The organism is Pseudomonas sp. H11T01 (assembly GCF_048515765.1).
In the GTDB taxonomy this organism is placed as follows: Bacteria; Pseudomonadota; Gammaproteobacteria; order Pseudomonadales; family Pseudomonadaceae; genus Aquipseudomonas.
This window is the reverse complement of sequence record NZ_JBLYED010000002.1, coordinates 80,520-106,892: the sequence shown is the minus strand read 5'-3', so window position 1 is coordinate 106,892 and position 26,373 is coordinate 80,520. Positions and strand designations below refer to the sequence as shown.

Annotated in this window: 23 protein-coding genes and 1 tRNA gene; 9 read left to right on the top strand and 15 right to left on the bottom strand. The window is 59.0% G+C overall.

Translation table 11 applies throughout. From position 1 onward, the window contains the following. The first annotated feature begins 29 nt into the window (after window positions 1-29). Together ACN1C3_RS03030 and ACN1C3_RS03025 are read left to right on the top strand one after the other, a co-directional pair. The gene (locus tag ACN1C3_RS03030) at window positions 30-1,247 is read left to right on the top strand and encodes an amino acid deaminase (RefSeq protein WP_419114308.1); all 1,218 of its coding nucleotides are present in this window, start codon (window positions 30-32) and stop codon (window positions 1,245-1,247) included. A 167-nt stretch (window positions 1,248-1,414) separates the two neighbouring features. Then, entirely contained in the window at window positions 1,415-2,350 is a 936-nt protein-coding gene (locus ACN1C3_RS03025) for a sugar kinase (RefSeq protein ID WP_419114307.1), read from the top strand. Window positions 2,351-2,412: 62 nt separating this feature from the next. Here ACN1C3_RS03025 and ACN1C3_RS03020 read toward each other — a convergent pair whose 3' ends face one another. The 14 genes from ACN1C3_RS03020 to ACN1C3_RS02955 form a co-directional block, all read right to left on the bottom strand. Continuing rightward, window positions 2,413-2,688, bottom strand: coding sequence for a peptidylprolyl isomerase (locus tag ACN1C3_RS03020; protein WP_038611202.1), 276 nt, complete (start codon window positions 2,686-2,688; stop codon window positions 2,413-2,415). A gap of 55 nt (window positions 2,689-2,743) precedes the next feature. Further along, window positions 2,744-5,281 carry a PAS domain S-box protein gene (locus ACN1C3_RS03015; protein ID WP_419114306.1) on the bottom strand — a complete coding sequence of 846 codons (2,538 nt, stop codon included), beginning with the start codon at window positions 5,279-5,281 and terminating at the stop codon, window positions 2,744-2,746. Window positions 5,282-5,448: 167 nt separating this feature from the next. Then, the gene (locus ACN1C3_RS03010; RefSeq protein WP_419114305.1) at window positions 5,449-7,404 is read right to left on the bottom strand and encodes an acetoacetate--CoA ligase; all 1,956 of its coding nucleotides are present in this window, start codon (window positions 7,402-7,404) and stop codon (window positions 5,449-5,451) included. Window positions 7,405-7,551: 147 nt separating this feature from the next. Then, entirely contained in the window at window positions 7,552-8,325 is a 774-nt protein-coding gene (locus ACN1C3_RS03005; RefSeq protein WP_419114304.1) for a 3-hydroxybutyrate dehydrogenase, read from the bottom strand. Between the two features lie 7 nt (window positions 8,326-8,332). Beyond that, window positions 8,333-9,724, bottom strand: a complete 1,392-nt coding sequence (locus tag ACN1C3_RS03000; RefSeq protein ID WP_419114303.1) for a GntP family permease — start codon at window positions 9,722-9,724, stop codon at window positions 8,333-8,335. A 318-nt stretch (window positions 9,725-10,042) separates the two neighbouring features. Further along, entirely contained in the window at window positions 10,043-11,458 is a 1,416-nt protein-coding gene (locus tag ACN1C3_RS02995; protein ID WP_419114302.1) for a sigma-54 interaction domain-containing protein, read from the bottom strand. Between the two features lie 32 nt (window positions 11,459-11,490). Then, window positions 11,491-11,733, bottom strand: a complete 243-nt coding sequence (locus ACN1C3_RS02990; RefSeq protein ID WP_419114301.1) for a hypothetical protein — start codon at window positions 11,731-11,733, stop codon at window positions 11,491-11,493. A gap of 41 nt (window positions 11,734-11,774) precedes the next feature. Beyond that, window positions 11,775-13,364 (bottom strand): ABC transporter ATP-binding protein, encoded by a 1,590-nt coding sequence (locus ACN1C3_RS02985; protein WP_419114300.1) that lies wholly within the window; start codon window positions 13,362-13,364, stop codon window positions 11,775-11,777. Window positions 13,365-13,391: 27 nt separating this feature from the next. Next, complete coding sequence (locus ACN1C3_RS02980) at window positions 13,392-14,414, bottom strand: ABC transporter permease (protein WP_419114299.1); 1,023 nt, start codon at window positions 14,412-14,414, stop codon at window positions 13,392-13,394. Next, the gene (locus ACN1C3_RS02975; RefSeq protein WP_419114298.1) at window positions 14,414-15,472 is read right to left on the bottom strand and encodes a microcin C ABC transporter permease YejB; all 1,059 of its coding nucleotides are present in this window, start codon (window positions 15,470-15,472) and stop codon (window positions 14,414-14,416) included. Before ACN1C3_RS02975 ends, ACN1C3_RS02980 begins: the two co-directional genes overlap by 1 nt. After that, window positions 15,472-17,340: an extracellular solute-binding protein gene (locus ACN1C3_RS02970; RefSeq protein WP_419114297.1), complete on the bottom strand. Its 1,869-nt coding sequence runs from the start codon at window positions 17,338-17,340 to the stop codon at window positions 15,472-15,474. Before ACN1C3_RS02970 ends, ACN1C3_RS02975 begins: the two co-directional genes overlap by 1 nt. Before the next feature lie 138 nt (window positions 17,341-17,478). Further along, on the bottom strand, window positions 17,479-17,760 hold the full coding sequence (locus tag ACN1C3_RS02965; RefSeq protein WP_419114296.1) for a peptidylprolyl isomerase: 282 nt from the start codon (window positions 17,758-17,760) through the stop codon (window positions 17,479-17,481). A 139-nt stretch (window positions 17,761-17,899) separates the two neighbouring features. Then, window positions 17,900-18,781, bottom strand: coding sequence for an esterase/lipase family protein (locus ACN1C3_RS02960; protein ID WP_419114295.1), 882 nt, complete (start codon window positions 18,779-18,781; stop codon window positions 17,900-17,902). Between the two features lie 208 nt (window positions 18,782-18,989). Continuing rightward, window positions 18,990-20,081: a 3-deoxy-7-phosphoheptulonate synthase gene (locus ACN1C3_RS02955; RefSeq protein WP_419114294.1), complete on the bottom strand. Its 1,092-nt coding sequence runs from the start codon at window positions 20,079-20,081 to the stop codon at window positions 18,990-18,992. A 629-nt stretch (window positions 20,082-20,710) separates the two neighbouring features. On the opposite strand from ACN1C3_RS02955, the gene ACN1C3_RS02950 reads away from it, so the two are divergent. Beyond that, on the top strand, window positions 20,711-21,469 hold the full coding sequence (locus tag ACN1C3_RS02950) for a carbon-nitrogen hydrolase family protein (RefSeq protein ID WP_419114293.1): 759 nt from the start codon (window positions 20,711-20,713) through the stop codon (window positions 21,467-21,469). A gap of 9 nt (window positions 21,470-21,478) precedes the next feature. Then, window positions 21,479-21,919, top strand: coding sequence for a GNAT family N-acetyltransferase (locus ACN1C3_RS02945; RefSeq protein WP_419114292.1), 441 nt, complete (start codon window positions 21,479-21,481; stop codon window positions 21,917-21,919). Window positions 21,920-22,032: 113 nt separating this feature from the next. Here the strand turns inward: ACN1C3_RS02945 and ACN1C3_RS02940 are convergent, their stop codons facing one another. Next, entirely contained in the window at window positions 22,033-22,263 is a 231-nt protein-coding gene (locus ACN1C3_RS02940; protein WP_419114291.1) for a DNA-binding protein, read from the bottom strand. An 81-nt stretch (window positions 22,264-22,344) separates the two neighbouring features. Here ACN1C3_RS02940 and ACN1C3_RS02935 point away from each other — a divergent pair, with 81 nt between their 5' ends. The 5 genes from ACN1C3_RS02935 (at window position 22,345) to ACN1C3_RS02915 (ending at window position 26,056) form a co-directional block, all read left to right on the top strand. Continuing rightward, window positions 22,345-22,710 (top strand): helix-turn-helix domain-containing protein, encoded by a 366-nt coding sequence (locus ACN1C3_RS02935; RefSeq protein ID WP_419114573.1) that lies wholly within the window; start codon window positions 22,345-22,347, stop codon window positions 22,708-22,710. 146 nt (window positions 22,711-22,856) lie between these two features. Further along, window positions 22,857-23,498: a UvrY/SirA/GacA family response regulator transcription factor gene (gene uvrY / locus ACN1C3_RS02930; protein WP_419114290.1), complete on the top strand. Its 642-nt coding sequence runs from the start codon at window positions 22,857-22,859 to the stop codon at window positions 23,496-23,498. Between the two features lie 2 nt (window positions 23,499-23,500). Further along, on the top strand, window positions 23,501-25,324 hold the full coding sequence (gene uvrC / locus ACN1C3_RS02925; RefSeq protein ID WP_419114289.1) for an excinuclease ABC subunit UvrC: 1,824 nt from the start codon (window positions 23,501-23,503) through the stop codon (window positions 25,322-25,324). A gap of 32 nt (window positions 25,325-25,356) precedes the next feature. Continuing rightward, entirely contained in the window at window positions 25,357-25,917 is a 561-nt protein-coding gene (gene pgsA, locus ACN1C3_RS02920) for a CDP-diacylglycerol--glycerol-3-phosphate 3-phosphatidyltransferase (RefSeq protein WP_419114288.1), read from the top strand. Window positions 25,918-25,980: 63 nt separating this feature from the next. Then, window positions 25,981-26,056 (top strand) — tRNA-Gly (locus tag ACN1C3_RS02915). Window positions 26,057-26,373 lie beyond the last annotated feature (317 nt).

Below are 26,373 nucleotides of genomic sequence, written 5' to 3'. Positions count from 1 at the left end.
TCGCGGCCGCGTTTGTGAGGAGTTAGATCATGCCTTCTGCCTTGAATATCGCTGCCGTGGAAAAGGGCGCCGCCCAACCCGGTGTCAACCTGGTGCGCGACGTCAGCCTGCCGGCTCTGGTGCTGCACCGTGACGCCCTGGAGCACAACATTCGCTGGATGCAGGACTTCGTCAGCAGCAGTGGCGCAGAACTGGCACCCCACGGCAAAACCAGCATGACCCCGGCGCTGTTTCGTCGTCAGTTGGAGCAGGGCGCCTGGGGCATCACCCTGGCCACCGCGGTGCAGACCCGTGCGGCCTATACCCACGGCGTGCGTCGGGTGCTGATGGCCAACCAACTGGTCGGCGCGCCGAACATGGCGTTGATCGCCGAGTTGCTGGCGGATCCGTCTTTCGATTTCCATTGCATGGTCGATCATCCGGACAACGTCGCCGACCTCGGTGCGTTTTTCGCCGCGCGCGGTGTGCGCCTGAACGTGATGATTGAATACGGCGTGGTCGGCGGCCGTTGTGGTTGCCGCAGCGAGCAGCAAGTGCTGGATCTGGCGAAGGCCATCAAGGCACAACCGGCGCTGGCCTTGACCGGCATTGAAGGTTACGAAGGGGTGATCCACGGCGATCACGCGGTGAGCGGGATTCGTGAGTTCGCGGCATCGTTGGTTCGCCTGGCGGTGGAGCTGCAAGACAGCGGCGCGTTTGATATCGATAAACCGATCATCACGGCGTCGGGTTCAGCCTGGTATGACCTGATCGCCGAATCCTTTGAAGCCCAGAACGCCAGCGGACGTTTCCTCAGTGTGCTGCGTCCCGGCAGCTATGTGGCCCACGACCATGGCATCTACAAAGAAGCGCAGTGCTGCGTGCTGGAGCGTCGCAGCGACTTGCACGAAGGTTTGCTACCGGCGCTGGAGGTCTGGGCTCATGTGCAGTCACTGCCGGAGCCAGGTTTCGCGGTGATCGCTCTGGGCAAGCGCGATGTGGCTTACGACGCCGGTTTGCCGGTGCCGCTGCTGCGTTACAAGGCCGGTGTACTGCCGGCCAAGGGCGACGATGTCAGTGCCTGCAAGGTGACCGCGGTAATGGATCAGCATGCGTTTATGACTGTGGCTCCCGGTTGCGAGTTGCGCGTGGGGGACATCATTTCCTTTGGTACTTCCCACCCCTGCCTGACCTTCGACAAGTGGCGCACCGGATGTTTGGTGGATGAGCAACTGAATGTCATCGAAAGCATGGAAACCTGTTTCTAGGTTCAACACCGAGTCGCAGCCATCGCGAGCAAGCCCGCTCCCACATTAGATCTGCTTTGGAGCACAAAATGTGGGCACACAGAAGATCCAGTGTGGGAGCGGGCTTGCTCGCGATGACGACCTTGCAGTCGCCACCGAAACACCTGAATGACTGAGAACCTACAACAATGAACACCATCAGCAACCTCGGCCCCAACCCCCCGCGCATCGCGCTGATTGGCGAGTGCATGATTGAGTTGCAGCAACGCGCCGACGGCTCTTTGCAACAAAGCTTCGGCGGCGACACGCTGAACACCGCCGTCTATCTGTCCCGCGAACTGGGCGATGGGGCCACGGTGGATTACGTCACCGCACTGGGCGATGACAGTTTCAGCGATGCCATGTGCCAGAGCTGGGCGGGCGAAGGCATTGGCCTGAGCAGGGTCCAGCGCCTGCCGGGACGCTTGCCCGGTTTGTATTGCATCCAGACCGATGCCCAGGGTGAGCGGCGCTTTCTCTATTGGCGCAACGAAGCGGCGGTGCGTGACTGCTTCACCACGCCTGCGGCCGCGCCGATTCTGGCGGCACTGCCGGATTACGACGTGCTGTATTTCAGCGGTATTACCTTGGCGGTGCTCGGCGTGCAAGGGCGGGAGAAGTTACTGGAGACACTGATCGAAGCCCGCCAGCGGGATACGCGAATTGTCTTCGACAACAACTATCGACCGCGCTTGTGGGCTTCGGTCGAGGAGGCTCGGGCGGCATATCGCAGGGTATTGCCGTATGTCGATCTGGCATTGCTGACGGTGGATGATGAGCAGGCGCTGTTCCATTTTTCCGATTGTACTGCGATTTTTGCCGCCTATGAGCAGATTGGCATCCAGGAAGTGGTGCTCAAACGCGGCGCCGAGGCGTGTTTGATCCACTGCGAGGGCGAGCATTTTGAAGTGCCGGCGCAGCGGGTCGAGCGGGTGGTGGACACCACTGCGGCGGGGGATTCGTTCAGTGCGGCGTATCTGGCCAGCCGGCTCAGTGGGGGGAGCCCGGTGCAGGCGGCAGAGGCAGGGCATCGATTGGCGAGCCGGGTGATTCAACTTCCCGGGGCGCTAATTCCTAGAGATTAGGTAGTGAATGGCCGCCTGCTGCGCAGTCGGATTGCTCGCGATAGGGCCCTTGGGCCAATCCATCAATCCCGATAAAACACCTGCACCAGGTGATAACCAAACTTGCTTTTGATTGGCCCATGCACGACACGCAGTGGTTTTTTGAAGATCACTTGATCAATGGCCCCAACCATCTGCCCTGGCCGCACTTCACCCAAGTCGCCACCGCGTTTGCCGGAGGGGCAGGTGGAGTATTTTTTGGCCAACACATCGAACGCTTCGCCTTTGGCGATGCGCTGCTTGAGTTGTTCGGCCTCTTCGGCCGTTTTCACCAGAATATGGCGGGCTTGAGCTTTCATGGGGCAGTTACCTTGAAGCGGTGCTGTCAGCGGGGCGCGGGATTATGCCCGAAACTCAGCTTCTCTGGCTGATCATCGTACGGATCTTGTTGGCCAGCAGGTCGATGGAAAACGGTTTGGCGACCATGTCCATGCCTTCCTCAAGAAACCCCTGGCGCTCGAGGGCTTTCTCGGCGTAGCCGGTCATGAACAGCACTTTCAGTTCGGGTCGATACTGGCGGGCGATTTCCGCCAGTTGCCGGCCATTCATGCCCGGCAGACCGACATCGGTCACCAGCAGGTCGACCCGCAGGTCGGATTCCAGCAGCGGCAGGGCAGTCTTGGCGTCTTCAGCTTCATGGGTGTGATACCCCAGCTCGCCGAGCACATTGAGTACCAACATCCGCACCGCCGGGTCGTCCTCCACCAATACCACCGTTTCACCGGCAATGGCGGGCGGCGTTTCCTGGGGGATGACTGCCTGGACTTGCTCCACTGGCGCAAGGTAAAGGCGCGGCAGGTACAGGCGCACGCTGGTGCCTTGGCCCGGGAGGCTGGAAAGGCTCACATGGCCACCGGATTGCTGGGCAAAGCCATAGATCATCGACAAACCCAGGCCGGTGCCCTGGCCGATGGGTTTGGTGGTGAAAAACGGGTCGAAGGCTTTGGCCAATACAGACGGGGTCATGCCGCTGCCGTTGTCGCTGACGCCAATCATCACGTAGTCACCGGCCTTGACCGGTTCCAGGGTGCTGATATCCGTACCGTCCAGGTAACTGTTGGCGGTTTCGATCACCAGCTCGCCACCATTGGGCATCGCATCGCGGGCGTTGATCACCAGGTTGAGCAGGGCATTTTCCAGTTGGCTGACGTCGGTACTGACCGGCCAGACCTCATCGGCGAGCTGCAGCTTGAGTTCGATGTGATCGCCATTGGTCCGGCTGAGCAGGTCTTCCAGCGAGTGCACCAACTGATTGGGATCAATGGGCTTGCGGTCCAGCGATTGCCGCCGGGAGAACGCCAGCAGCCGATGGGTCAGGGCCGCTGCGCGGTTGGCCGACGATACTGCTGCCTCGGTGAAACGCCCGATTTCGGTGCTGCGCCCGTCAGCGATATAGCGCTGCATCAGGTCGAGACTGCCGATGATCCCGGTGAGCATATTGTTGAAGTCATGGGCTATGCCACCGGTGAGTTGGCCGACGGCTTCCATTTTCTGCGCATGACGCAACGCATCTTCCACGCGTCCGCGTTCGACCATTTCGTTTTGCAGGCGCTGGTTGCTTTCGGCCAGTTCCCGGGTCCGCGCGGCGACACGTTCTTCCAGGGTTTCGTTGAGGTTGCGCAGGGCGGCTTCGGTCTGTTTGCGCTCGGTGTCATCAATCACAAAAATGTAGAAGCCATTGATTGAGCCGTCGGCACTGTAGCGTGGCAGGTACTTCATCAACGCATGGCGCAGGCGACCGTCACGGTGGTAAGAGTCAGCCTCGAAGCTGCAAGGTTTGCCGGCGAGGGCTGCGGCGATCTGCTCGGCGCGGGTGGCGTAAAGCTCATCGCCGATCACTTCGCGAATGGTTTTGCCATACAGCTCTTGCGGGGTCATGCCGTACCAGTCCAGGTAGGCGGCATTGTTCAGCCGAAAACGCTCTTCTTGATCGACATAGCCGATCAGCACCGGCATGGCGTTGATGATCAGTTGCAGCTCGGTCTGGCTTTGGCGCAGCTCTTGCTCAATTTTTTTGCGATCGGTCAGGTCCAGCGCGGCACCGAGGAATCGGGTCGGCCGTCCATGGTGATCCTTGTAGCAGCGTCCCCGGGCAAACACCCAGAGCACCTGACCGTCGGGCTGCAGCAGGCGGTATTCCTCGGAATACTCAGTACCGTGGGTGATGCAGTGTTTAATGCTGCGGGCAACCATGCCGCGATCTTCCGGGTGCACGCCGGACAGGTATTCACTAATGGGCAGTTGATCGGCCAGCACCGGATTGACGCCGTGCAACTGGGCAAAGTGCGCATCGGCAACAAAGCGGTCTTCGCGGATATCCCAGTCCCAGGTACCCACCGCATCTGCGGCAGTCAGAGCCAGTTGCAGCCGCTCTTCGGACTGGTGCTGAGCCTTGATGCTGGCTTCGGAGCGCATTTTCAGTTCCAGCGCGACCCGGCGACGTTCGTTGGTTTCGATGGCAGTGACCAGAACCCCTGCAACCAGCCCCTGTTCGTCGCGGATCGGACTGTAGGTCAGGTCAAGCCAGAGTTCGGACTTACGACCAAGGTGTTGCAGGTCAAAGTGCTGTTCGCTGTAGGTTCGCACCTGACCTTGCAGGACTGCCTTGTAGATGGGGTCGGTGAATTCTTTGAGTTCCGGCCATATCAGGTGAGTCGGCTGTCCGAACGCCTGCGGATGCTTGTGGCCGGCTAACAGGGCGAAGCCGTCGTTGTAGAGTTGCGTGAGCTGCGGACCCCACAGCAGTAACATCGGCATCGGCGAATGAATCACGATGTCCACTGCCGTGCGCAGGCTTTGCGGCCAGTGGGAAGGATTACCCAGCGGACTGTGTGCCCAGTCCAGCCGTGCAATCAGTGTCTGGGCTTCACTGCCGGTGGATGAGTCGTTCATCTAAGGGCCCCCGAGTGCAGCGTGTGGTTTTTACGGCGGTATCTCGATGCTTCAAAGCAATAGACGTTTAATACCTCAAAAAGTCGCATGGTTGAGTTATTTCTATCCAATCGAATGTTTGTCGGGCATGACCGCGAAAACGCTGTTTCAGGCATTTGCCCGGATCTTTATACCTTCAATTCCTCGCGATCCCGAAACTGCTCCAATGCCTCTGGATTGGCCAGTGCGTCGGTATTTTTCACCGCCACCCCATGCACCACATCCCTTACCGCCAGTTCAACAATCTTGCCGCTGATGGTGCGTGGAATATCGGTGACGGCAAGGATTTTAGCCGGCACATGCCGTGGCGTGGTGTTGGCGCGGATAACCTGGCGAATGGCCTGCTCGAGCGCTTCATTGAGCACAACGCCTTCCCTCAGACGAACAAACAGCACCACTCGCACATCGTCCTGCCAGCTCTGGCCGATGGCAACACTTTCCACGACCTGTTCGAGTTTTTCCACTTGCCGATAGATTTCCGCGGTGCCAATGCGCACGCCACCTGGGTTGAGTACAGCGTCAGAGCGGCCATGGATCATCAGGCTACCGTGGGGCAGTTGTTCGGCATAGTCGCCCTGGGCCCACACGCCGGGGAACTGGCTGAAATACGAGGCACGGAGTTTTTCCTGCTGCGGGTCGTTCCAGAAACCAATCGGCATGGCCGGGAAGTGGCGGGTGCAGACCAGTTCACCTTTCTCTCCGACAATCGGCTGGCCGGCGTCGTTCCACACCTCGATGGCCATGCCCAGGCTCTTGCCCTGCATCTCGCCACGGCGCACCGGCAACAGCGGGTTGCCGGCCACAAAACACGAAACGATATCGGTGCCGCCAGACATCGACGATAAACACAGGTCGCTTTTCATCTCGCGGTAGACGTAGTCGTAGCTCTGCGGTGACAGCGGCGAGCCAGTGGACAGCAGCGCTTTGAGGCTGCTCAGGTCGTGGCTATGACGCGGCTGAACGCCGGCACTTTCCAGGGCCGCAAGGTACTTGGGACTGGTGCCGAACACGCTGATCTGTTCACTGTCGATCAGGTCGATCAAGCGTGCAGGCTGCGGGTGAAACGGTGAACCGTCGTACAGCACCACGCTGGCGCCGACCGCCAGCGCCGAGACCAGCCAGTTCCACATCATCCAGCCGCAGGTGGTGTAGTAGAACAGCCGATCGTCGCGACCCAGGTCAACGTGCAGGCCATGCTCCTTGACGTGTTGCAGCAGTACGCCGCCGGTGCTGTGGATGATGCATTTCGGCACACCGGTGGTGCCGCTGGAGTAGAGGATGTACAGCGGATGATCGAAGGGGACAGGGACGAATTCGGGCTCGCCGCCGGCCTGATAGAAGTCACTCCAGAGTGCCACATTGGCCGTGGTCTGGAAGTCCTCAGCACGTACCAGCGGTTGCGCGTAAGGCACGATGATCAATTGCTGTAGCGACGGCAGGCGTTGGAGGATCTCGTTGATCTTCGCCGTCTGATCGATCTCTTTACCGGCATAGCGGTAGCCGGCGCAGGTAATCAGTACTTTTGGTTCGATTTGACCGAAGCGGTCGATCACCCCTTGGGTGCCGAAATCCGGTGAAGAGCAGGACCAGATGGCCCCCAGACTGGTGGTCGCGAGCATGCCGACCAGGGTTTGCCAAGTGTTCGGCATGCAGGCGGCCACCCGGTCGCCGAGGCCGACGCCGGCGGCTTGCAGACTCTTTTGCAGGCCGGCGACATGGCTGGCCAAGTCGGCGAAGGTGAGTTGTTCGCGCTGACCGTTCTCGCGGATGGCAATCACCGCCGGGCACTTGTCACGGCGACGCAGCAGGTGCTCGGCGAAGTTCAGTGTGGCGCCGGGAAACCACTGGGCGCTGGGCATCTGCGGGCCTTCCACCAGTACCGCGCTGGGTGATGCGTGAAATTCGATGTCGAAGAAGTCGACGATGGCCTGCCAGAAGTCTTCGCGCCGGTCGATGCTCCATTGGTGCAGGGCCGGGTAGTCGGCGATTTCAAGGTCGTGTCGGTGACTGATGAAGCGCCGAAAGACCTCCATCCGGGTCTTGCTGATTCGCTCGATGCTGGGTTGCCATAGGATTTCGGACATGGATTGCCTCTTCAGATCGTTCCCACGCTCTGCGTGGGAATGCAGCCCGTGACGCTCCGCGTCACTTCAAGAGCGGACGCAGAGCGTCCAATGAGGCGTTCCCACGCGGGAGCGTGGGAACGATCATTTGTCTCAGTGTATGGCTACTTACTGCGCCAACCACCCACCATCGACATTCCACGCCGCGCCACGCACTTGGCTACCGGCTTCACTGCATAAAAATAGCACCAGCTCACCCAACTGCGGTGGTGTGACGAATTCCAGTGACGGCTGTTTCTCTGCCAGCAGATCATGTTGCGCCTGTTGCGGGTCCACGCCTGCGGCAATGCGAGTATCGATCTGTTTCTGCACCAGTGGGGTCAGCACCCAGCCCGGGCAAATCGCGTTGCAGGTGATGTTGCTGGTGGCCGTTTCCAGGCCGACCACTTTGGTCAGACCGATCACCCCGTGTTTGGCGGCGACATAAGCGGCCTTGCCCACCGACCCGACCTGGCCGTGCACCGAGGCGATGTTGACGATCCGTCCCCAGCCCTTGGCGCGCATGCCCGGCAGGCTCAGACGGGTGCTGTGGAACACCGATGAGAGGTTGATGGCGATGATCGAGTCCCAGCGCTCCACGGGGAAGTCTTCCACGGCGGCCACATGCTGGATGCCGGCATTGTTGACCAGAATGTCGACGCCGCCGAATTCGCGCTCGGCATAGGCGATCATCTCGGCGATCTGGGCCGGATCGCTCACATCGGCCGGGTGATGGCCGACCTTGCCGCCGAACTGCCCGACGTCAGCGATCACTGCACTGGCATCGCCGAAGCCGTTGAGAATCAGGTTGGCACCGGCCTTGGCCAGGCTCAGGGCGATGCCCAGTCCGATGCCGCTGGTGGAGCCGGTGACCAATGCGGTTTTGCCAGTAAGATTCGTCATAAATGCCTCACACAATGCCGGTGGCGTAGAAGGTGCCGATCACCACGAAAACCGCCAGGGTTTTGATGATGGTAATGCAGAAAATATCTTTATAGGCCTCACGGTGTGTCAGGCCGGTGACCGCCAGCAAGGTGATTACCGCGCCGTTGTGCGGCAGGGTGTCCATGCCACCGCTGGCCATCGCCGCGACCCGGTGCATAACCTCCAGCGGAATATTGGCCGCATGGGCGGCGCTGATAAAGCTTTCGGACATCGCCGCCAGGGCAATGCTCATGCCGCCGGACGCCGAACCGGTGATACCCGCCAACAGCGTCACGGTGATGGCTTCATTGACCAGTGGGTTGGGAATGCTCTTGAGCCAGTCTGCCAGTACCAGAAAGCCCGGCAGCGAGGCGATCACGGCACCGAAGCCGTATTCCGATGCGGTGTTCATCGCCGCCAACAGCGCGCCGCTGACCGCGCTCCTGCTGCCTTCGGCGAGCCTGCCACGGATCGCCTGGAAGCCGAAAACCAGCACCATGATGATGCCCACCAGCAACGCGGCCTGGACCGCCCAAATCGCCGTGAGCTTGGCGATTTCGGTTTGCACCGGTGCGGCCATGCCCGGCAGGCTGAGGGTGTGGGTCTTGCCGTACCAGAGTGGAATCCAGTGGGTGAACAGCAAGTTCATCAGGCCTACCAGCAGCAGCGGCGAGAGGGCGATCCATGGGTTGGGCAGCTTGAGGTCTGCAGCGGTTTCCGGCTCGTTGCGCAGTTCAGTACCGTAGCCTTCGCCACTGCGCTGGGCTTTATTGCGCTGGCGTTGCAGGAACAGCATGCCGGCGCAGAAGACGAAGATAGCGCCGATTACGCCGAGCCAGGGCGCGGCCCAGGCGGTGGTGTTGAAGAAGGTGCTGGGGATGATGTTCTGGATTTGCGGGGTGCCGGGCAGGGCGTCCATGGTGAAGGAAAACGCGCCGAGGGCGATGGTCGCCGGGATCAGTCGCTTGGGGATATTGCTCTGACGGAACATCTCGGCGGCAAACGGATAGACCGCGAACACCACCACGAACAGCGACACGCCGCCATAGGTCAGCAGGGCGCAGACCAACACGATCACCAGCATTGCCTGACGGGTACCGAGCAAACGAATCGCTGCGGCAACGATCGAGCGCGAGAAGCCCGAAAGCTCAATCAACTTGCCGAACACCGCACCGAGCAGGAACACCGGGAAATACAGTTTGATGAAACCGACCATTTTCTCCATGAACACCCCGGTAAACGCGGGGGCGACAGCAGAGGGGTCAGTCAGGAGCACCGCTCCGAGGGCGGCAATGGGGGCAAAGAGGATAACGCTGTAGCCACGGTAGGCCGCGAGCATCAGCAGCGCGAGGGCTGCCAAGGCAATGATCACACTCATGGTGTGTCTCCTGGATTGTTATTTTTGTAGGGCGAAGCTTTTGTGGCTGATGGCTTAGCTAGTTTCGTGCCATGAAATTAAGTTATTGAAATATATGAATATTTTTATAAATTGCAGTTGGGGTGAAGAGTTTTGTCTCTAATATGAGATGTCGTGAGGCAGGGAGGGCGCCATCGCGAGCAAGCCCGCTCCCACATTAGGCCGGAGTCGATCACTCAATAGAGGGCACACCGCAGATCCAGTGTGGGAGCGGGCTTGCTCGCGATGAGCGCGCAGCGCTCAAAAAAATAGGTTCTCAATATAGAGAATAAAGTCTCTTTATAGAGACTCTGCAATCCCCAACGCCACCATTTTCTTGTACAGCGTCGAGCGCCCCAGCTCCAACCGTGCCGCTGCTTCAATCACTTTCCCACCGCATTGCGCGAGGGTCGTTTCAATCAACTGCCGGTCAAATCGCTCTCTCGCCGCACTGAAACTTTCGTTGACCATAGGCTCCAGCGCCGAAGACGCAAGGTGTTCCACTGGACTGAAGGTGCCAATCGCCGCCCGGATATCCGCTGCATTGAGCATCAGGTCATCGCTGAGCAGCGCCGCGCGTTCCAGCACATTGCGCAATTCGCGGATATTGCCCGGCCAGGCATGCTGGCCGAGCAGCGCCAGGGCTTCGTTGTTGAGTTCATGCTGGCTGCGCAGTTCTTCCAGGATCGCTTCGCTCAGCGCCGGCAGATCGTCGAGCCGTTCACGCAAGGGCGGCACCTGAATCGGTAATACATTGAGGCGGTAATACAAGTCAGCGCGAAACTCGCCGCGTTTGATCGCCGCTTGAAGGTCGGTCGAGGTGGCGGCAATCACCCGCACATCGCTCTGGATCACTTCGTTGGAACCCACCGGTTCGAATTCTTTTTCCTGCAACACCCGCAGCAACTTGCTTTGCAGCGGCAGCGGCATGTCGCCGATCTCGTCGAGAAACAAGGTTCCGCCCTGGGCGATCTGCAATTTCCCGGTTCGTCCCCTGCGGTCCGCACCGGTGAAGGCGCCGGGTACGGTACCGAAGAATTCGGCTTCCAGCAGGGTTTCCGGAATCGCCGCGCTGTTGATGCTGACAAAGGCTTTGTGCGCTCGTGGCGAAGCGCCATGGATCGCCTGGGCCAGCAGCTCCTTGCCGGTACCGGTTTCGCCGAGCAGCAATACCGGTGAATCGGCGCTGGCGCTGCGCCGGGCGCGGCGTTTGACTTCCAGGCTGGCGGCGCTGGTGCCGATAAAGTGCGCGAAGTTGTACTTGGTCTGCCGTGCGCGTAACAGCGAACGCGTGGACGCCAGCTCTTCCTGCATGCTCATGTAGCGTTTGAGCATGGGTGACAGGCTGCGCAGCTCATCGAACAGGGCAAAACCGATGGCGCCGATGACGGTGCCGGCATCGTCATGGATCGGCAGGCGCATCACCACCAGCGGTTCTTTTGGGGTGTCCTGCATGTCCAGCAGAATCGGCCGGCCCGTGCGCACCACATCACGCAGCAGGCTGCCGGGGATCACGCTTTCACAGGGTTTACCGATGGCCACCTCGGCCGACTCAAGGCCAAAACGTCGGGCGTAGCGCTCATTCATCCAGACAATGTTGGCATCGCGGTCAACGATCACCGTGCCTTCGCTGGACTGTTCGATGATCTCGAACAACGAGCGGATCGCCAGCAGACGAACGCGCTGGTAATCCCTGAGGCTTTCGGTGTCGTTCATGGGCGGTCTCAATGGCAGTCAGCGCTTAAACGCTATTTCTTCTTGTTGGCGCTGGCCTCGGCCGCAAGGCACTCAAGGGCGAACTGCTCGGTATAGGTCATCTGGATCAGGGTGGTTTCGCCTTTGACGGTGCGCGAGCCTTCCAGGATGTAGCGAATACGCTTGTCGGTGACGCCGATGCGTTTGGCGATCCAGGTCGGTGTCTGGCCGATGCGCGTGATCAGCTTGTCGGCATAGTCGGTGGAGGGGTTATAGAGTTCTGCGTTAGGGCTCATGTGACGTCCGGATAAGGAATTGGGTTGCGATGTGCTCAAGGTTACAGGGTCGGCGGCGAATGCGGGAGCGCGGCGGCCAACAGTTCTTTGGTATAGGGATGCTGCGGCGCATCGAATACCTCATGGCTGGCACCGCTTTCCACCACTTTGCCGTCCTTGATCACGATCATGTCGTGGGCCAGTGCCCGAATTACCGCCAGGTCATGGCTGATGAACAGGTAGGTCAGACCATGTTTTTCCTGAAGCTGGCGGAGCAGGGCGACCACTTGTTTTTGCACCGTGCGGTCCAGTGCCGAGGTCGGTTCGTCCAGCAGAATCAGCGCCGGTTTAAGCACCAGAGCCCGGGCGATGGCGATGCGTTGGCGCTGGCCGCCGGAAAATTCGTGGGGATAGCGATGGCGGCTTTGTGGGTCGAGACCGACTTCTTCGAGCACCCGAATGACTTGGGCTTCGCATTCGGCAGCCGTCGATTGGCTGTGCACTTCCAGACCCTCGCTGATGATCTGCGCCACTGACATCCGTGGGCTGAGGCTGCCGAACGGGTCCTGAAACACCACCTGCATCTGTTTGCGCCAGGGCCGCAGTTGCTTCTGGGTCAGGCCATCGAGTGCGTGTCCTTGAAAGCGGATGCTGCCTTCGGAGTCGAGCAGCCTGAGAATCGCCTGGCCGAGGGTCGACTTGCCGGAACCGGACTCACCGACGATGCCCAGGGTTTTGCCGCGCTGCAGGCTAAGGCTGATGCCGTCGACGGCGCGCAGCCAGGTCTTGCGCTGAAACAGTCCGCCGCTCAACGGGAATACCACGCTGAGGTCCTCGACCTGCAACACCGCTTCGCGCTCATCCCGAGGCAAGGCTTCACCTTCCGGCTCGGCATTCAGCAGCACGCGGCTATAGGGGTGTTTGGGCTGGGTGAACAGCGTTTCGGAATCCGCCTGCTCGACGATTTCTCCAGCGCGCATCACGCAAACCCGTTGAGCAATGCTGCGCACCAGATTGAGGTCGTGGCTGATCAGCAGCAATGACATGCCGAGACGCTTTTGCAGGGATTTGAGCAGCAGCAGAATCTTGCGCTGCACGGTCACGTCCAGAGCTGTGGTCGGTTCGTCGGCGATCAGCAGTTCCGGCTCGCAAGCCAGGGCCATGGCGATCATCACCCGTTGCCGCTGGCCGCCGGAGAGCTGATGCGGGTAGGCCTTGAGCCGTTCCAGGGGATTGTGAATACCCACCAGTTCCAGCAACTCAATGATCCGTGTTTGTGCGGCTTTGCCGCCCAGGCCTTTGTGCACCAACAGGGTTTCGCCGATCTGCTTTTCGATACTGTGCAGCGGATTGAGGGAGGTCATCGGCTCCTGAAAAATCATCGCAATGCGATTGCCGCGAAGTTGTCGCAGGGCGCTGGAATCTGCCCCCAACAGTTCCTGGCCGCGATAGCGAATGCTGCCTGATGTGTGCGTGCCGCTATCGGGCAGCAGTTGCAGGATCGAATGGGCGGTCACCGATTTGCCTGAGCCCGATTCGCCCACCAGCGCCAGGCACTCTGCGGGACGGATATCCAGGCACAGGTTGCGCACCACGATCTGGCCGCTGAAGGCCACGCTGAGGTCGCGGATTTCAATCAGGTTGTCACTCATATCAACAGTCCGCTTGAAGATCGTGGATCAAGATCGTGGATCAAACGCATCACGCAGTGCCTCGCCGATAAACACCAGCAACGAAAGAATCAACGCCAGGGTGAAAAACGCCGTCAACCCCAGCCACGGTGCTTGCAGATTCTGTTTGCCCTGGCCGATCAGCTCGCCCAGCGAGGCGCTGCCGGCAGGCATGCCGAAGCCGAGAAAATCCAGTGCGGTCAGGGTGGAAATCGCCCCGGTCAGAATGAATGGCAAGTAGCTCAAGGTGGCGTTCATGGCGTTGGGCAGGATGTGCCGCACGATCACCTTGCGGTCGGTCAGGCCGAGGGCGCGGGCGGCTTTGACGTATTCCAGATTGCGTCCACGCAGGAACTCGGCACGCACCACGTCCACCAGCGCCAACCAGGAAAACAGCGCCATGATCCCCAGCAACCACCAGAAATTCGGCTCGACGAAGCCTGACAGTATGATCAGCAGGTACAGCACAGGCAGTCCCGACCAGACCTCCAAAAGCCGCTGGCCGAACAGATCGACCCAGCCGCCGTAGTAGCCCTGCAAGGCGCCGGCGGCGATGCCGATCAGTGCGCTGATAAAGGTCAGTGCCAACGCAAACAGAATCGACACCCGGGCGCCAAAAATCACCCGCGCCAAGACATCACGCGCCTGATCGTCGGTGCCGAGCCAGTTCACTTTCGTCGGCGGGCTGGGGGCCGGCTGGTTGAGGTCGTAGTTGGGTGTGTCGTCGCTGAACGGGATCGGCGGGAACAGCAGCCAGCCGCCGTCCTTGCGAATCAGTTGCTGCACGTAATCGCTGCGGTAGTCGGCCTGGAACGGCAGCTGACCACCGAACTCCTGCTCGGTGTGGCGTTTGAATGCCGGGAAATACAACGAACCCTGATAGCTGACCACCAGCGGCTTGTCGTTGGCGATCAGTTCACCGCCCAATGTCAGGATGAACAGGCCGATAAACAGCCACAGTGACCACCAGCCACGGCGGTTTTTCTTGAATCGTTCGAAACGTCGACGGCCCAACGGCGAGAGTCTGAACATCAGGCATTCCTCGCGGCAAAGTCGATACGCGGGTCGACCAGGGTGTAGCAGAGGTCACCGACGAGTTTTATCAGCAGGCCGAACAGGGTGAAGATAAACAGCGAGCCGAACACCACCGGGTAATCCCGCGAAACGGCCGCTTCGTAACTCATGCGGCCCAGGCCGTCGAGGGAGAAGATCACCTCAATCAACAAGGAACCGGCGAAAAACACGCTGATAAACGCCTGAGGAATCCCGGAGACCACCAGCAACATGGCATTGCGGAACACATGGCCGTAGAGCACCCGGCGCTCGCTCAACCCTTTGGCGCGGGCGGTGACCACGTACTGACGGGTGATTTCATTGAGGAACGAGTTTTTCGTGAGAATGGTCAGCGAGGCAAAGCCGCCGATCACCAGAGCGGTGACCGGTAGCACCAGGTGCCAGAAGTAGTCAGCGATCTTGCCGAGGGTCGATAGCTGTTCGAAATTATCCGAGACCAGGCCACGCACCGGGAACCAGTTCAATGAGGTCCCACCGGCGAACACTACGATCAGAAACATGGCGAACAGAAACGCCGGCATGGCGTAACCAAGGATGATCGCGGTGCTGGTCCAGATGTCGAAGTGGCTGCCGTGATGAACCGCTTTGCGAATCCCCAGCGGGATCGACACCAGATAGGTGATGAGCGTTGCCCAGAGCCCGAGGGAGATAGTCACCGGCATCTTGTCCAGAATCAGATCGGTGACCGTCGCGCCGCGAAAGAAGCTCTTGCCAAAGTCCAGCCGGGCATAGCTTTTGAGCATCAGCCACAGGCGTTCATGTGCCGGTTTGTCGAAGCCATATTGCTTTTCGATGTCCTTGATCAGCTGCGGATCGAGGCCACGGCTGGCTCGCGAACGGCCGGTCATGGCGTCACCGGAAGCACCGATGCCTGCGCCGCCGATCCCTTGCAGTTTGGCGATGGCCTGTTCCACCGGGCCACCGGGTGCCGCCTGGACGATGACGAAGTTAACCAACAGAATCATCACCAGGGTCGGGATGACCAGCAGCAAGCGCCGCAGTACGTAAGCCAGCATCAATGCGGCCCTCCGGGTTTACCACGGCTGATGCGCTCGGCGGCCATCTGCTCGTTGGTCAGCGGTACAGGGCTCATCTCCCACCAGCTCTCGATGGCTTCGTCATTGCTGGCTTGCACTGCCGGAATGCCGAATCGGTTCCACCACACAGTGGCGGAGCCCGGCGGGTAGTAGTTGGGGATCCAGTAGTAATTCCACTGTAGTACGCGGTCCAGTGCATGGGCATAACTCAGCATCTCTGGCTGAGTCGTGGCTTTGACCAGCCCGCTAATCAACGTGTCGACCGCCGGATCCTTCAGGACCATGTAGTTATTGGAGCCGGCATCATTGGCCGAGGCCGAGCCGAAGTAGATATACAACTCCATGCCCGGCGAGGTGGTGACCGAGTAGCCGGTGACGATCATGTCGTAGTCACGGGCCATCAAGCGGTTGACGTATTGCGAGGAGTCAATGCGCCGAATGTCCATGGTGATGCCGATTTGCGCCAGGGTGCGCTTGTAGGGCAACAGCAGACGCTCGAAGCCGCCCTGGCCGTTAAGGAAGGTGAAACTCAGGGGTTCCCCCGCAGCGTTGACCAGCTGGTCGCCGTCCGGCTTCCAACCGGCTTCTTCCAGCAAGGCCAGTGCCTGCAGTTGTTTGTCGCGAATCAGGCCACTGCCGTTGGTCTTCGGCGCTTCAAATACTTGAGTGAAGACTTCATCGGGAATCTTCCCGCGCAACGGCTCGAGGATCGCCAGTTCGTCAGCATCGGGAAGCGTTCTGGCGGCCAGCGAGGTGTTGGAAAAGAAGCTCTGCTGGCGGACATACGTATCCCGCATCATTTGCCGGTTGCTCCACTCGAAGTCCCAAAGCATGGCCAGCGCCTGCCGCACCCGGCGGTCCTGGAACATCGGGTTTTGCAGGTTGAACACAAAGCCTTGGGCCGGCTGTGGTGCTTCTTTGGCCAGATGGGCTTTTTGCAGACGGCCGTCGTTCAGGGCAGGGCTGTCGTAACCGATGGAGAAAGCAGTGGCAGAGAACTCTCGGTTGTAATCGAAAGCGCCGCCACGTAGCACCTGGCGAGCGACGTCGGTGTCGCCGAAGTACTCGATGCTGAAACGATCGAAGTTGTAGAGTCCGCGGCTGACGGGTAAGTCTTTACCCCACCAGTCGGCGTTGCGGGCAAACGTGATGCTGCGCCCGGAATCGATCTTGCTGACGCGATACGGGCCGCTGCCCAACGGGGCCTCATAGCCGCCGCCATTGGCGAAGTCGCGAGTCTTCCACCAATGCTCGGGAAGCACCGGCAAGGTCGCAATGTCCAGGGGCAGGGTGTGGTTTTCATTGCTTTTGAAGTCGAAGCGGATGGTGCGTGGTGACTCCACTTCGACGCCTTTGACATCGGCGAACTGGGTGCGATACCGCAAGCTGCCCTGGGTCATCAGCAAGTCATAGGTGTAGCGCACATCCTCGGCGGTGATCGGCGTGCCGTCGGCGAAGCGGGCTTTGGGGTTCAGATAAAAGCGCAGCGACAAACCATCGTCGGCCCGTTCCATTTTTTGCGCCACCAGGCCGTACACCGTGTAGGGTTCATCCAGCGAGCGCTGGGCCAGCGGCGAGTAGATCAAACCATCGAGTTGCGATACGCCGATGCCCTTGTCGATATACGGCAACACATGATCGAAGTGGCCGATCTCGATCGCCGAGCGACGCATGCTGCCACCCTTGGGGGCTTGTGGGTTGGTATAGGCAAAGTGACTGAAGCCGGCGGGGTATTTGGCCGGTTCGCCATACACCGTCAACGCATGTTGCGGTGCGGCATGCGCAGCCGTGACGCTCAGCAACAGGGCCAATGCGGTGAACATTAATGAGGGGAAAACCAGTCGCATTGTCAGCCTTAAGAGCCGGGTGATCGATGAGTACAATTTGTACGCTACCCGCGTATCGCTCGCCAGCCACAATAATGTAGCTCAAACGCAACGGCCCACCAAAAGGCGGGCCGTTGTTTAAACAAAATCGCGGATTGATCAGTCCTGACGGCTGGTCACTTCCAGCAGGTGATAACCGAACTGGGTTTTAACCGGGCCTTGCACGGTGTTGACTGGTGCGCTGAAGACCACGGCGTCGAATTCCTTGACCATCTGGCCTGGGCCGAAGGAACCGAGATCACCGCCCTGACGGCTCGACGGGCAAGTGGAGTTGGCTTTGGCGATTTCAGCGAAGTCAGCGCCGCCTTCGATTTGAGCTTTCAGTTCGTTGCACTTGGCTTCGTCGGCAACGAGGATGTGGCGGGCAGTGGCTTTGGCCATGGGAAATTCTCCATTTAACTTTCAATAAAGTGCGGAGCCTACCGGATTCTGTGGGCTATTTCTCGCCAAAGTTCAATGACCGGACGTACTGTCGGTGTGCCATCTCTGGGTCATGCGGTTGGAAGCGCGTATCACGGCATTACAAGCCAAGGTTTCTCAGGCGTTCGGCGTGCTGGACATAGAGGTCAACCGGATCAACACCTTTGCGCACCAGACCGGCCGTCTGATTGATCGTGTCCATATGGTCCAGGGGGTAATCGGAGCGGATCACTGTGCCCAGGTGCGAGCTGTAACGGCCGACCAAACCGTCGTTTTCCTCCGCTTCGGTGGTGAAGTACCTGGAGAAAGCCCTGCAAAGGCTGTGCAGCGGATCGAACAGGTTAGGTCCTTCGTCGACAAGGCTGCCTTTAAGGATGCCGCTCCAGGAGAAATAGCGCACACCGTTGACCAGTTCCTTGCCGGTGCCGCCCCAGGTGTTGGGCAGACCTTGCGGGTACTTGTCATTGAACGTACCGACACTTTCGGTGGTCAGCGCATTGAGTGCTGCAATCGCGTTTTGTGGGAGCTGTGGGTGGCCGCTAAGCAGTGACAGAAATTCGGCAAAAAGGGTGGCGACAGTTGCCGCCACGTGCTCCGGCAAACGATCAGGGATCAATGCCTTACGCAGGTAATCAGCGAGTTCGGAGCCATGATTCGGACCGCTGACGGAGGTGACCGACGCGACCTTTTTCGGCTGCATCGCGGCGGCATAACGGGCGGCCAGCGCGCCCTGGCTATGGCCGATCACGTTGATTTTGGCCGCGCCTGTTCCGGCCAGCACCCGATCGATTTGCGCTAGTAATTGTTCGCCGCGCAGTTCGTTGCTGTGGGTGGCGGACAGGTAGGGGATAAAAACCCGAGCTCCGGCCTGTCTCAGCGCTTGCTTGATGCCGTGGAAGAGGGCGATGTTGCCAATGCTTTCAAAGCCGAAAAGTCCATGGACCAGCAAGATGGGATATTGAGTCGTTGCATTCCGTTGCATATTCAATCCTTGAATGTGTTTGATTTGTCTCCTCACTCTAGTGCAGCCCTATCACGCTGCAGTGTATGAAAAAGCCGCGGTGTGCTGATGAGAATGGAATAAAGAAAGCGGGGCACTTCGCACTCCATGCTGCAATCGGCAACACCGTCACGCTGCACAGTTGCAGCGTGACGAGCCAATGGATGGCGGCAGGTAATGTTCGCGGCTTTCAGGCGCCCACGTGGCGCATTGATCTGGAGGAGCGCAACCGTTGCGCCGCTTGATGCAACAGGTGCTCCGTTGCATCCCAGCCGAGGCAGCCATCGGTCACGGAAACCCCATAACGCAGGGACTTGCTCAGGGGCTGACACCCTTCGAACAGGTGGCTCTCAAGCATCATGCCGATCAGCGAGTGGTCACCTTGCAAGCGCTGCTCGAGCACATCGGCGAACACCGCCGGCTGACGCAACGGGTCTTTGCCGCTATTGGCGTGGCTGCAATCGACCATGATCCGCGTCGGGATGGCCAGTTTTCTCAGATCGTTGTGTACCTGGCTGATGCTTTGGCGGTCGTAGTTCGGACCGCGATGGCCGCCGCGCAGCACCAGGTGAGTGTCCGGGTTGCCCGCTGTCTGAATGATCGCCGGATGCCCCTGGCTGTCGACACCGAAGTGACGATGAGGGTGAGCCGCCGAGCGCATGGCGTCGCAGGCGATGGCGACGCCACCGTCGGTGCCGTTCTTGAAGCCAACCGGCATGCTCAGGCCACTGGCCATTTCCCGGTGGATTTGCGACTCAGTGGTGCGCGCACCGATGGCGACCCAACTCAGCAAGTCATCGAAGTAGCCAGCGGCCATCGGCTGCAGCAACTCGGTCGCAATGGGCAAACCCAGGCGCAGCATTTCGCGCATCAACTCACGGGATAAGGTCAAACCACCCGCCATGTCATCGCTGCCATCCAGGCGTGGGTCGTAGGCCAGGCCTTTCCAGCCGACGGTAGTACGAGGTTTTTCGACGTAGGCGCGCATCACCAACAGCATCTCATCGCTGACCTCGGCAGCCAGTCTGGCGAGATTACCGGCGTATTCGAGTGCCGATTGCGGGTCGTGGATAGAGCAGGGGCCGACGATGACCAACAGACGGGAGTCTTCACCGTTGAGGATCGCGCGCACCGCTTGACGATGGTCGGTGACTTGCTGGGTCAGGGCCGTGTTGAGCGGCAATTGATGCTTGAGCTCCAATGAGCTGGGTAGACGCAAGGTCAACGCTTCATTGGCAGAGGTCAGGGTGGACAGCGGCAGAGCAGAGACGGACGAGTTCATATTCGGGCTTCCTGGGCTGGCGGCGGGTTCGTTCCCGCACGCTCGGCCCTACTGGGGTGTTCGACAGTTGGCCGGATTGGCTACGCGTGTGTGCTTGCCACCTGTGGGTGACCGATCGGAGGCGGCAGGCTGTCCCGAGCGGAGGCTGGTAAATCGCCAGGCGGTGAAGGTGTCGTAGCGGTAATAGGTGGCGTAGTTCATGTCGTGATTCCTCGATTCGTTTTGGGTGACGCTAAAAATGTGTGGGGCTGAAAAAACAAAACCCCCGGTCGGGAAGCCGACCGGGGGTTGAGAATTCTCAAGTGGCGACCCGTAGAAGTGGGCGCCGTGTGGGTATCAGGCGCGCCAGTGGCTAAACCAATACCCAAAATAAAAGCTGACCGGTGCACAGACGTTGCTCACTCGCGCAGCCGCAACCGAGCGCAGGGCGCTGGCGGTGTGACGAAGCGGTGAGAGGGTAGGCAACATGGTGTGTCTCCGATGAATGCCCCGAGCTTACTAGAGGCGGGCACGGGGGTTCAATCAGAAAATTCTATTGGGAGCCTGGGCCGGTTTCTATGACTTAAGCGGGTTGACGCTTTGTGACACACTTAATGCTCTTCCAGAAAATCTGTCAGCAAGGACGATACATGACGACATTGACCATCGCCGCTGCTCAATCGATCTCCATTGCCGGTGATCTTCAAGCCAATATCGCCCGGCATATGCGCTTTATCGAGATCGCTGCCAAGCACGGCGTGCAGCTGCTGGTGTTTCCCGAGTTGTCGCTGACCGGCTACGAGCGCAGCCTGGCCGCCGAATTGGCGGTGCTGCCAGACGACGCAGTGCTGCAGCCTTTGCGGGACTTTGCCCGGGAAGTTGGCGTGACTGCGGTCGTCGGCATGCCGATTCGGCTGTCAGTGGGTTCGGATGTATTGATTGGCGCCTTGGTCCTGGCCGCCGATGGCTCGCTTGGGGTGTACAGCAAGCAGCATCTGCACCCGGGAGAGGAGGTGGCGTTTGCCCCGGGTTCGGGTGGCTCGATGTTGGCTATGGGTAACGATAAGGTCGCTCTGGCGGTCTGCGCCGATTTTTCCCATGCCAGTCATGCACAGCAAGCTGCGGATTCAAACGCGGACGTCTACGCCGCGGGCGTGCTGATCACGGAAAACGGTTATGCCCCGGATACCGCCTTGTTGCAGGGCTACGCTGGCGAACATTCGATGACGGTATTGATGGCCAACCACGGCGGTGCGACTGGCGGCTGGGAGTCGGCAGGGCGTAGCGCCATCTGGGCACCGAACGGCGAACTGATTGTCGCAGCGTCAGGCACGGGTGACGTGATGGTGCTCGCTCGCCGAGACGCAGATGGATGGGTTGGCCAGGTTGTGGCTGTGCCGGATGTCTGAGGGGTGAATATGGTCTTTGAGTTACGTCCTGCCTCATCAGCAGACCTGTGCTTCGCTCGAGAACTGACCCGCGAGACGATGCTGCGCTATTACATTCAGCACGATCTTCGGTGGCAGGATGAAGCGTTTGACGTGGCGTGGGCTGGTCGGGAGAACTGGCTGATTTGCCAAGGCGATTCAGTGCTGGGCTTTCTCAGCCTGAGTCGCGACGCGAAGGCTTTGTACATTCGTGAATTGCACGTCATCAAGACCGACCGCTGTAAGGGGGCTGGAAGCTGGGCTATCGAACAGGTGTTTTCGATGGCTCGCGAAGAGCGGCGTTCTTCGTTGCGTCTTACGGTATTCAAGAATAATCCGGCACAAGTCCTGTACCAGCGGATGGGATTGAGCGTTGTGGGTGAAGAGGACTGTTTCTTGAGGATGGAGCGAATGTGCTCCGCTGCGCCATAGCCGCTTCATGCAGCGCGTGTTTTCCCCGCTTGCGTGGCATGACGCGTTGTAATGGTCAGGACAGTATCTTGAGTAAATCGAGCGCTGCTCTCGATTAAGCGCATACTGACCTTTCAGACCTGCTCCAGACCCTGCTGCTCGGTGTCCGTCAAAATGACACCATCTTTCATGCCCAACAGGACCGCCACCTTGTGGGCCTCTCCACGCCGTCCCTTCTTGCGCCCAGCGAGCACTTGATAAGTGGTGGCCGGATCAACACCATGCTCACGAGCAAATTGTTGAACGGATTTACCTTGATGTTCCAGCCAAGCCTTGGCTTGTGCGGCAGTGCGAATACCGGGCATAGTTCAAAACCGTTCAATAATGTTCAATGAGCAACAGGTGTGGCACCCCGAGGGGTGCATAAAATGGGATCATACATCCAAATGAGTGGAATCGGTTCGCGGTTGAGACAGGAAAGAGAGCGACTTGGATTGTCGCAGAAAGTTTTTGGCGAAATCGGAGGCGTTGAAGCTAACGCGCAAGGCAAATACGAAAATGGCGGACGCGCGCCCAAAGCAGATTATTTGTCCAGAGTGGCCGAGAAGGGCGTGGACATCCTGTATGTATTGACGGGAAATCCGACCCCGACGCTGATCGAAAATCTCAGCCAGATGGAAGAGAAGGTATTGGGTAGCTATCGGGCGCTCTTCAAGGAAGATCAGGACGCGATTCGCAGATTGACGATGACGCTGGCAGAGTTTTCCATTGCCCACACGTTGAAACACAAGATTGAGTCATACGAACGCTGATTGACCAGGATAAGTGGTCTGCGCCTGTCGCTCGGCAGGCGCTCATAGCGTATTGATACTCTTTAATGACACTTGCAACTAGGTCTGCCCGCCGGTTTTTGCTAAGGTGTCCGGCAACCAATAAGACCATATCGCGAGGTGTCTGCTTGATTAGGGTGCTAGTGGTCGATGACCATGATCTCGTTCGTACAGGCATTACACGGATGCTGGCCGACATCGATGGACTGCAAGTGGTTGGCCAGGCCGAGTCGGGGGAAGAATCCCTGCTCAAGGCGCGGGAGTTGAAGCCCGATGTGGTACTGATGGATGTCAAGATGCCTGGGATCGGCGGTCTGGAAGCCACGCGTAAAATGTTGCGCAGTCATCCGGATATCAAGGTCGTTGCCGTCACTGTGTGTGAAGAGGATCCGTTCCCCACGCGCCTGTTGCAGGCGGGTGCCGCGGGCTATCTGACCAAGGGCGCCGCCTTGGCGGAAATGGTTCAGGCCATTCGCCTGGTGTTCGCGGGGCAACGCTACATCAGCCCGCAAATTGCGCAGCAGCTGGCGATCAAGTCGTTTCAGCCGACCAGCGACTCCCCGTTCGACGTGCTTTCAGAACGGGAAATTCAAATCGCGTTAATGATCGTTGGCTGTCAGAAAGTTCAGATCATTTCCGACAAATTGTGCCTGTCTCCGAAAACCGTAAATACCTACCGTTACCGCATTTTCGAGAAGCTCTCGATCAGCAGCGATGTCGAGTTGACGTTGTTGGCGGTCCGACACGGCATGGTTGATGCCAGCCTCTGAAAATGACTGACCTGTTTGATCCAAGTGCTTTTCTCTCGACCTGTAGTGGGCGTCCTGGTGTGTATCGCATGTTCGACAGCGATGCTCGCCTGCTGTATGTCGGTAAAGCCAAAGACCTGAAAAAACGCCTCGCGAGTTACTTTCGCAAGACCGGTCTGGCACCGAAAACCGCCGCTCTGGTGGGGCGCATCGCTCAGATCGAAACCACGATCACCGCCAATGAAACCGAGGCGTTGCTGCTTGAGCAGACGCTGATCAAAGAGTGGCGGCCGCCTTACAATATTCTGTTGCGCGACGATAAATCCTATCCGTACGTTTTCCTGTCGGAGGGTGATTTTCCGCGCCTGAGCATCCATCGTGGCGCCAAAAAGCAGAAGGGCAAATACTTCGGGCCTTACCCGAGTGCGGGTGCGATTCGTGAAAGTTTGAGCCTGCTGCAGAAAACCTTTTTTGTGCGCCAGTGTGAAGACAGCTATTACAAGAACCGTACGCGGCCGTGCCTGCAATACCAGATCAAGCGTTGCAAGGCCCCATGTGTCGGCTTGGTCGAGCCTGAGGTTTATGCTGAGGATGTGCGCCATTCGGTGATGTTCCTCGAAGGCCGCAGCAATGCCCTGACTGACGAATTGTCCAGTGGCATGGAGCTGGCAGCGAGTACGCTCGACTTCGAACGCGCCGCCGAACTGCGTGACCAGATCTCCCTGCTGCGACGGGTTCAGGATCAGCAGAGCATGGAAGGTGGTACCGGTGATGTGGACGTGATCGCTGCGTTCGTCAATCCGGGAGGCGCGTGCGTGCACCTGATCAGTGTGCGTGGCGGGCGGGTACTGGGCAGCAAGAACTTCTTTCCGCAAGTCGGTATTGAAGAGGAGGTGGCCGAGGTCATGGCGGCGTTCCTCGGCCAGTATTTCATCAGCAGTCCTGAGCGGGACTTGCCGAGCGAGTTGATCGTCAACGTCGTCCATGAAGACTTCCCGACCTTGATTGCGGCCATCGAAGAGCTGCGCGGTCGTGAGCTGACCATCAGTCACAGGGTTCGTGGGACACGAGCACGCTGGCAGCAACTGGCCGTGACCAACGCCGAACAGGCATTGAGCGCGCGTTTGGCCAACCGCCAACATGTCGCCGCGCGGTTTGAGGCGCTGGCTGAAGTCCTGAAGCTGGATGAGTCGCCGCAACGGCTCGAGTGTTATGACATCAGTCACTCCAGCGGCGAGGCTACGGTGGCCTCCTGCGTGGTCTTTGGTCCTGAAGGCCCGATCAAGTCTGACTATCGCCGTTACAACATTGAAGGCGTGACGCCGGGTGATGACTATGCGGCGATGCATCAGGCGCTGACCCGGCGCTTCAGCAAGCTGAAGGAGGGTGAGGGCAAGCTACCGGATATTCTTCTGGTGGACGGCGGTAAAGGCCAGCTGTCCATGGCTCGAGACGTGCTCAATGAGCTCGCGGTGCCTGACCTGATTTTGCTGGGTGTCGCCAAAGGGGCGACGCGCAAGGCCGGTTTCGAGACGCTTTACCTCAATGACGCCGCCCATGAATTCACCTTGCGTGGCGACTCCCCGGCACTGCATTTGATTCAACAGATACGTGACGAGGCTCACCGTTTCGCTATTACCGGGCACCGCGCGCGACGTGGCAAAACCCGTCGTACGTCAACGCTTGAAGGGGTCGCAGGGGTTGGACCTAAACGTCGGCGCGATCTTCTGAAACATTTTGGTGGATTGCAGGAGCTGTCTCGTGCCAGCATCGAAGAGATCGCCAAAGCACCGGGGATCAGTAAAAAGCTCGCTGAGTTGATTTATGCAAACCTGCACAGCGAGTAGAATGCCAACTCACCTCGTAGCCAGTTGTGCCGATGAATATCCCTAATCTGATCACCGTCTTACGCGTACTGCTCATCCCGATCTTCATTTTGCTGTTTTACCTGCCGTACCAATGGAGCTACATGGCGGCCAGTTCAGTCTTTGCGTTTGCCGCTGCAACAGACTGGCTGGATGGGTACCTGGCTCGTCGCCTGGAACAAAGCACACCGTTCGGGGCATTTCTTGACCCGGTGGCCGACAAGTTGATGGTGGCGGTAGCGCTGGTGCTGCTGGTGCAAGAACATGCCAATTTGTGGCTCACGTTACCGGCAGCGGTGATCATTGGCCGCGAAATCGTAGTCTCTGCGTTGCGAGAGTGGATGGCGGAGATTGGAGCCCGCGCTCATGTTGCCGTCTCGAACATGGGCAAATGGAAAACCGCCGCACAGATGTTGGCGCTGGTTATTTTGCTGGCCAACCCCTCGGACTTCAGCTTCTGGGTCCTGGTGGGTTATGCGCTGCTGCTGATTGCCGCGGGGCTGACGTTGTGGTCCATGCTGCAATATTTGCGAGCGGCTTGGCCGCATCTCAAGACCACCACGGAAAAGAAATAAAACATTTTTGAATCAAGGGGTTGACGGGGCTTCTGGATTCTATAGAATGCGCCACACCAAGACGCGGGAATAGCTCAGTTGGTAGAGCACGACCTTGCCAAGGTCGGGGTCGCGAGTTCGAGTCTCGTTTCCCGCTCCAAGCATTAAAAAATGGATCTCTGAAAAGAGGTCCATTTTTTTCGTCCAGAGAAAAGTCTTTCTTTGGCTTTTGCCGCGCCCCCCTCTGAAAACACTCAGTTCCAGCCCCAGTGGGCACATATTCCAGTACATCAATCCGGTGCTCGGCAGATCGGTTTTTTCGTGGTGCCAGTCTCACCGGAAACCGTAGCAACGCAGACTTCAAAACGGTGCATGCGCTTTTACACAGACTGGGCCGATAGCTGTCGCTCACAATAGGCTGCCATGGACCACACAGCCTTTTACTGATCAATAGTACCGTTCATGAACGACTGCTAT

Excerpts from the sequence above, each read along its gene's own strand:
- ACN1C3_RS03030 (WP_419114308.1), top strand. The coding sequence starts at position 30 with ATGCCTTCTGCCTTGAATATCGCTGCCGTGGAAAAGGGCGCCGCCCAA.
- ACN1C3_RS03025 (WP_419114307.1), top strand. The coding sequence starts at position 1,415 with ATGAACACCATCAGCAACCTCGGCCCCAACCCCCCGCGCATCGCGCTG.
- ACN1C3_RS03020 (WP_038611202.1), bottom strand. The coding sequence starts at position 2,688 with ATGAAAGCTCAAGCCCGCCATATTCTGGTGAAAACGGCCGAAGAGGCC.
- ACN1C3_RS03015 (WP_419114306.1), bottom strand. The coding sequence starts at position 5,281 with ATGAACGACTCATCCACCGGCAGTGAAGCCCAGACACTGATTGCACGG.
- ACN1C3_RS03010 (WP_419114305.1), bottom strand. The coding sequence starts at position 7,404 with ATGTCCGAAATCCTATGGCAACCCAGCATCGAGCGAATCAGCAAGACC.
- ACN1C3_RS03005 (WP_419114304.1), bottom strand. The coding sequence starts at position 8,325 with ATGACGAATCTTACTGGCAAAACCGCATTGGTCACCGGCTCCACCAGC.
- ACN1C3_RS03000 (WP_419114303.1), bottom strand. The coding sequence starts at position 9,724 with ATGAGTGTGATCATTGCCTTGGCAGCCCTCGCGCTGCTGATGCTCGCG.
- ACN1C3_RS02995 (WP_419114302.1), bottom strand. The coding sequence starts at position 11,458 with ATGAACGACACCGAAAGCCTCAGGGATTACCAGCGCGTTCGTCTGCTG.
- ACN1C3_RS02990 (WP_419114301.1), bottom strand. The coding sequence starts at position 11,733 with ATGAGCCCTAACGCAGAACTCTATAACCCCTCCACCGACTATGCCGAC.
- ACN1C3_RS02985 (WP_419114300.1), bottom strand. The coding sequence starts at position 13,364 with ATGAGTGACAACCTGATTGAAATCCGCGACCTCAGCGTGGCCTTCAGC.
- ACN1C3_RS02980 (WP_419114299.1), bottom strand. The coding sequence starts at position 14,414 with ATGTTCAGACTCTCGCCGTTGGGCCGTCGACGTTTCGAACGATTCAAG.
- ACN1C3_RS02975 (WP_419114298.1), bottom strand. The coding sequence starts at position 15,472 with ATGCTGGCTTACGTACTGCGGCGCTTGCTGCTGGTCATCCCGACCCTG.
- ACN1C3_RS02970 (WP_419114297.1), bottom strand. The coding sequence starts at position 17,340 with ATGCGACTGGTTTTCCCCTCATTAATGTTCACCGCATTGGCCCTGTTG.
- ACN1C3_RS02965 (WP_419114296.1), bottom strand. The coding sequence starts at position 17,760 with ATGGCCAAAGCCACTGCCCGCCACATCCTCGTTGCCGACGAAGCCAAG.
- ACN1C3_RS02960 (WP_419114295.1), bottom strand. The coding sequence starts at position 18,781 with ATGCAACGGAATGCAACGACTCAATATCCCATCTTGCTGGTCCATGGA.
- ACN1C3_RS02955 (WP_419114294.1), bottom strand. The coding sequence starts at position 20,081 with ATGAACTCGTCCGTCTCTGCTCTGCCGCTGTCCACCCTGACCTCTGCC.
- ACN1C3_RS02950 (WP_419114293.1), top strand. The coding sequence starts at position 20,711 with ATGACGACATTGACCATCGCCGCTGCTCAATCGATCTCCATTGCCGGT.
- ACN1C3_RS02945 (WP_419114292.1), top strand. The coding sequence starts at position 21,479 with ATGGTCTTTGAGTTACGTCCTGCCTCATCAGCAGACCTGTGCTTCGCT.
- ACN1C3_RS02940 (WP_419114291.1), bottom strand. The coding sequence starts at position 22,263 with ATGCCCGGTATTCGCACTGCCGCACAAGCCAAGGCTTGGCTGGAACAT.
- ACN1C3_RS02935 (WP_419114573.1), top strand. The coding sequence starts at position 22,345 with ATGAGTGGAATCGGTTCGCGGTTGAGACAGGAAAGAGAGCGACTTGGA.
- uvrC (WP_419114289.1), top strand. The coding sequence starts at position 23,501 with ATGACTGACCTGTTTGATCCAAGTGCTTTTCTCTCGACCTGTAGTGGG.
- pgsA (WP_419114288.1), top strand. The coding sequence starts at position 25,357 with ATGAATATCCCTAATCTGATCACCGTCTTACGCGTACTGCTCATCCCG.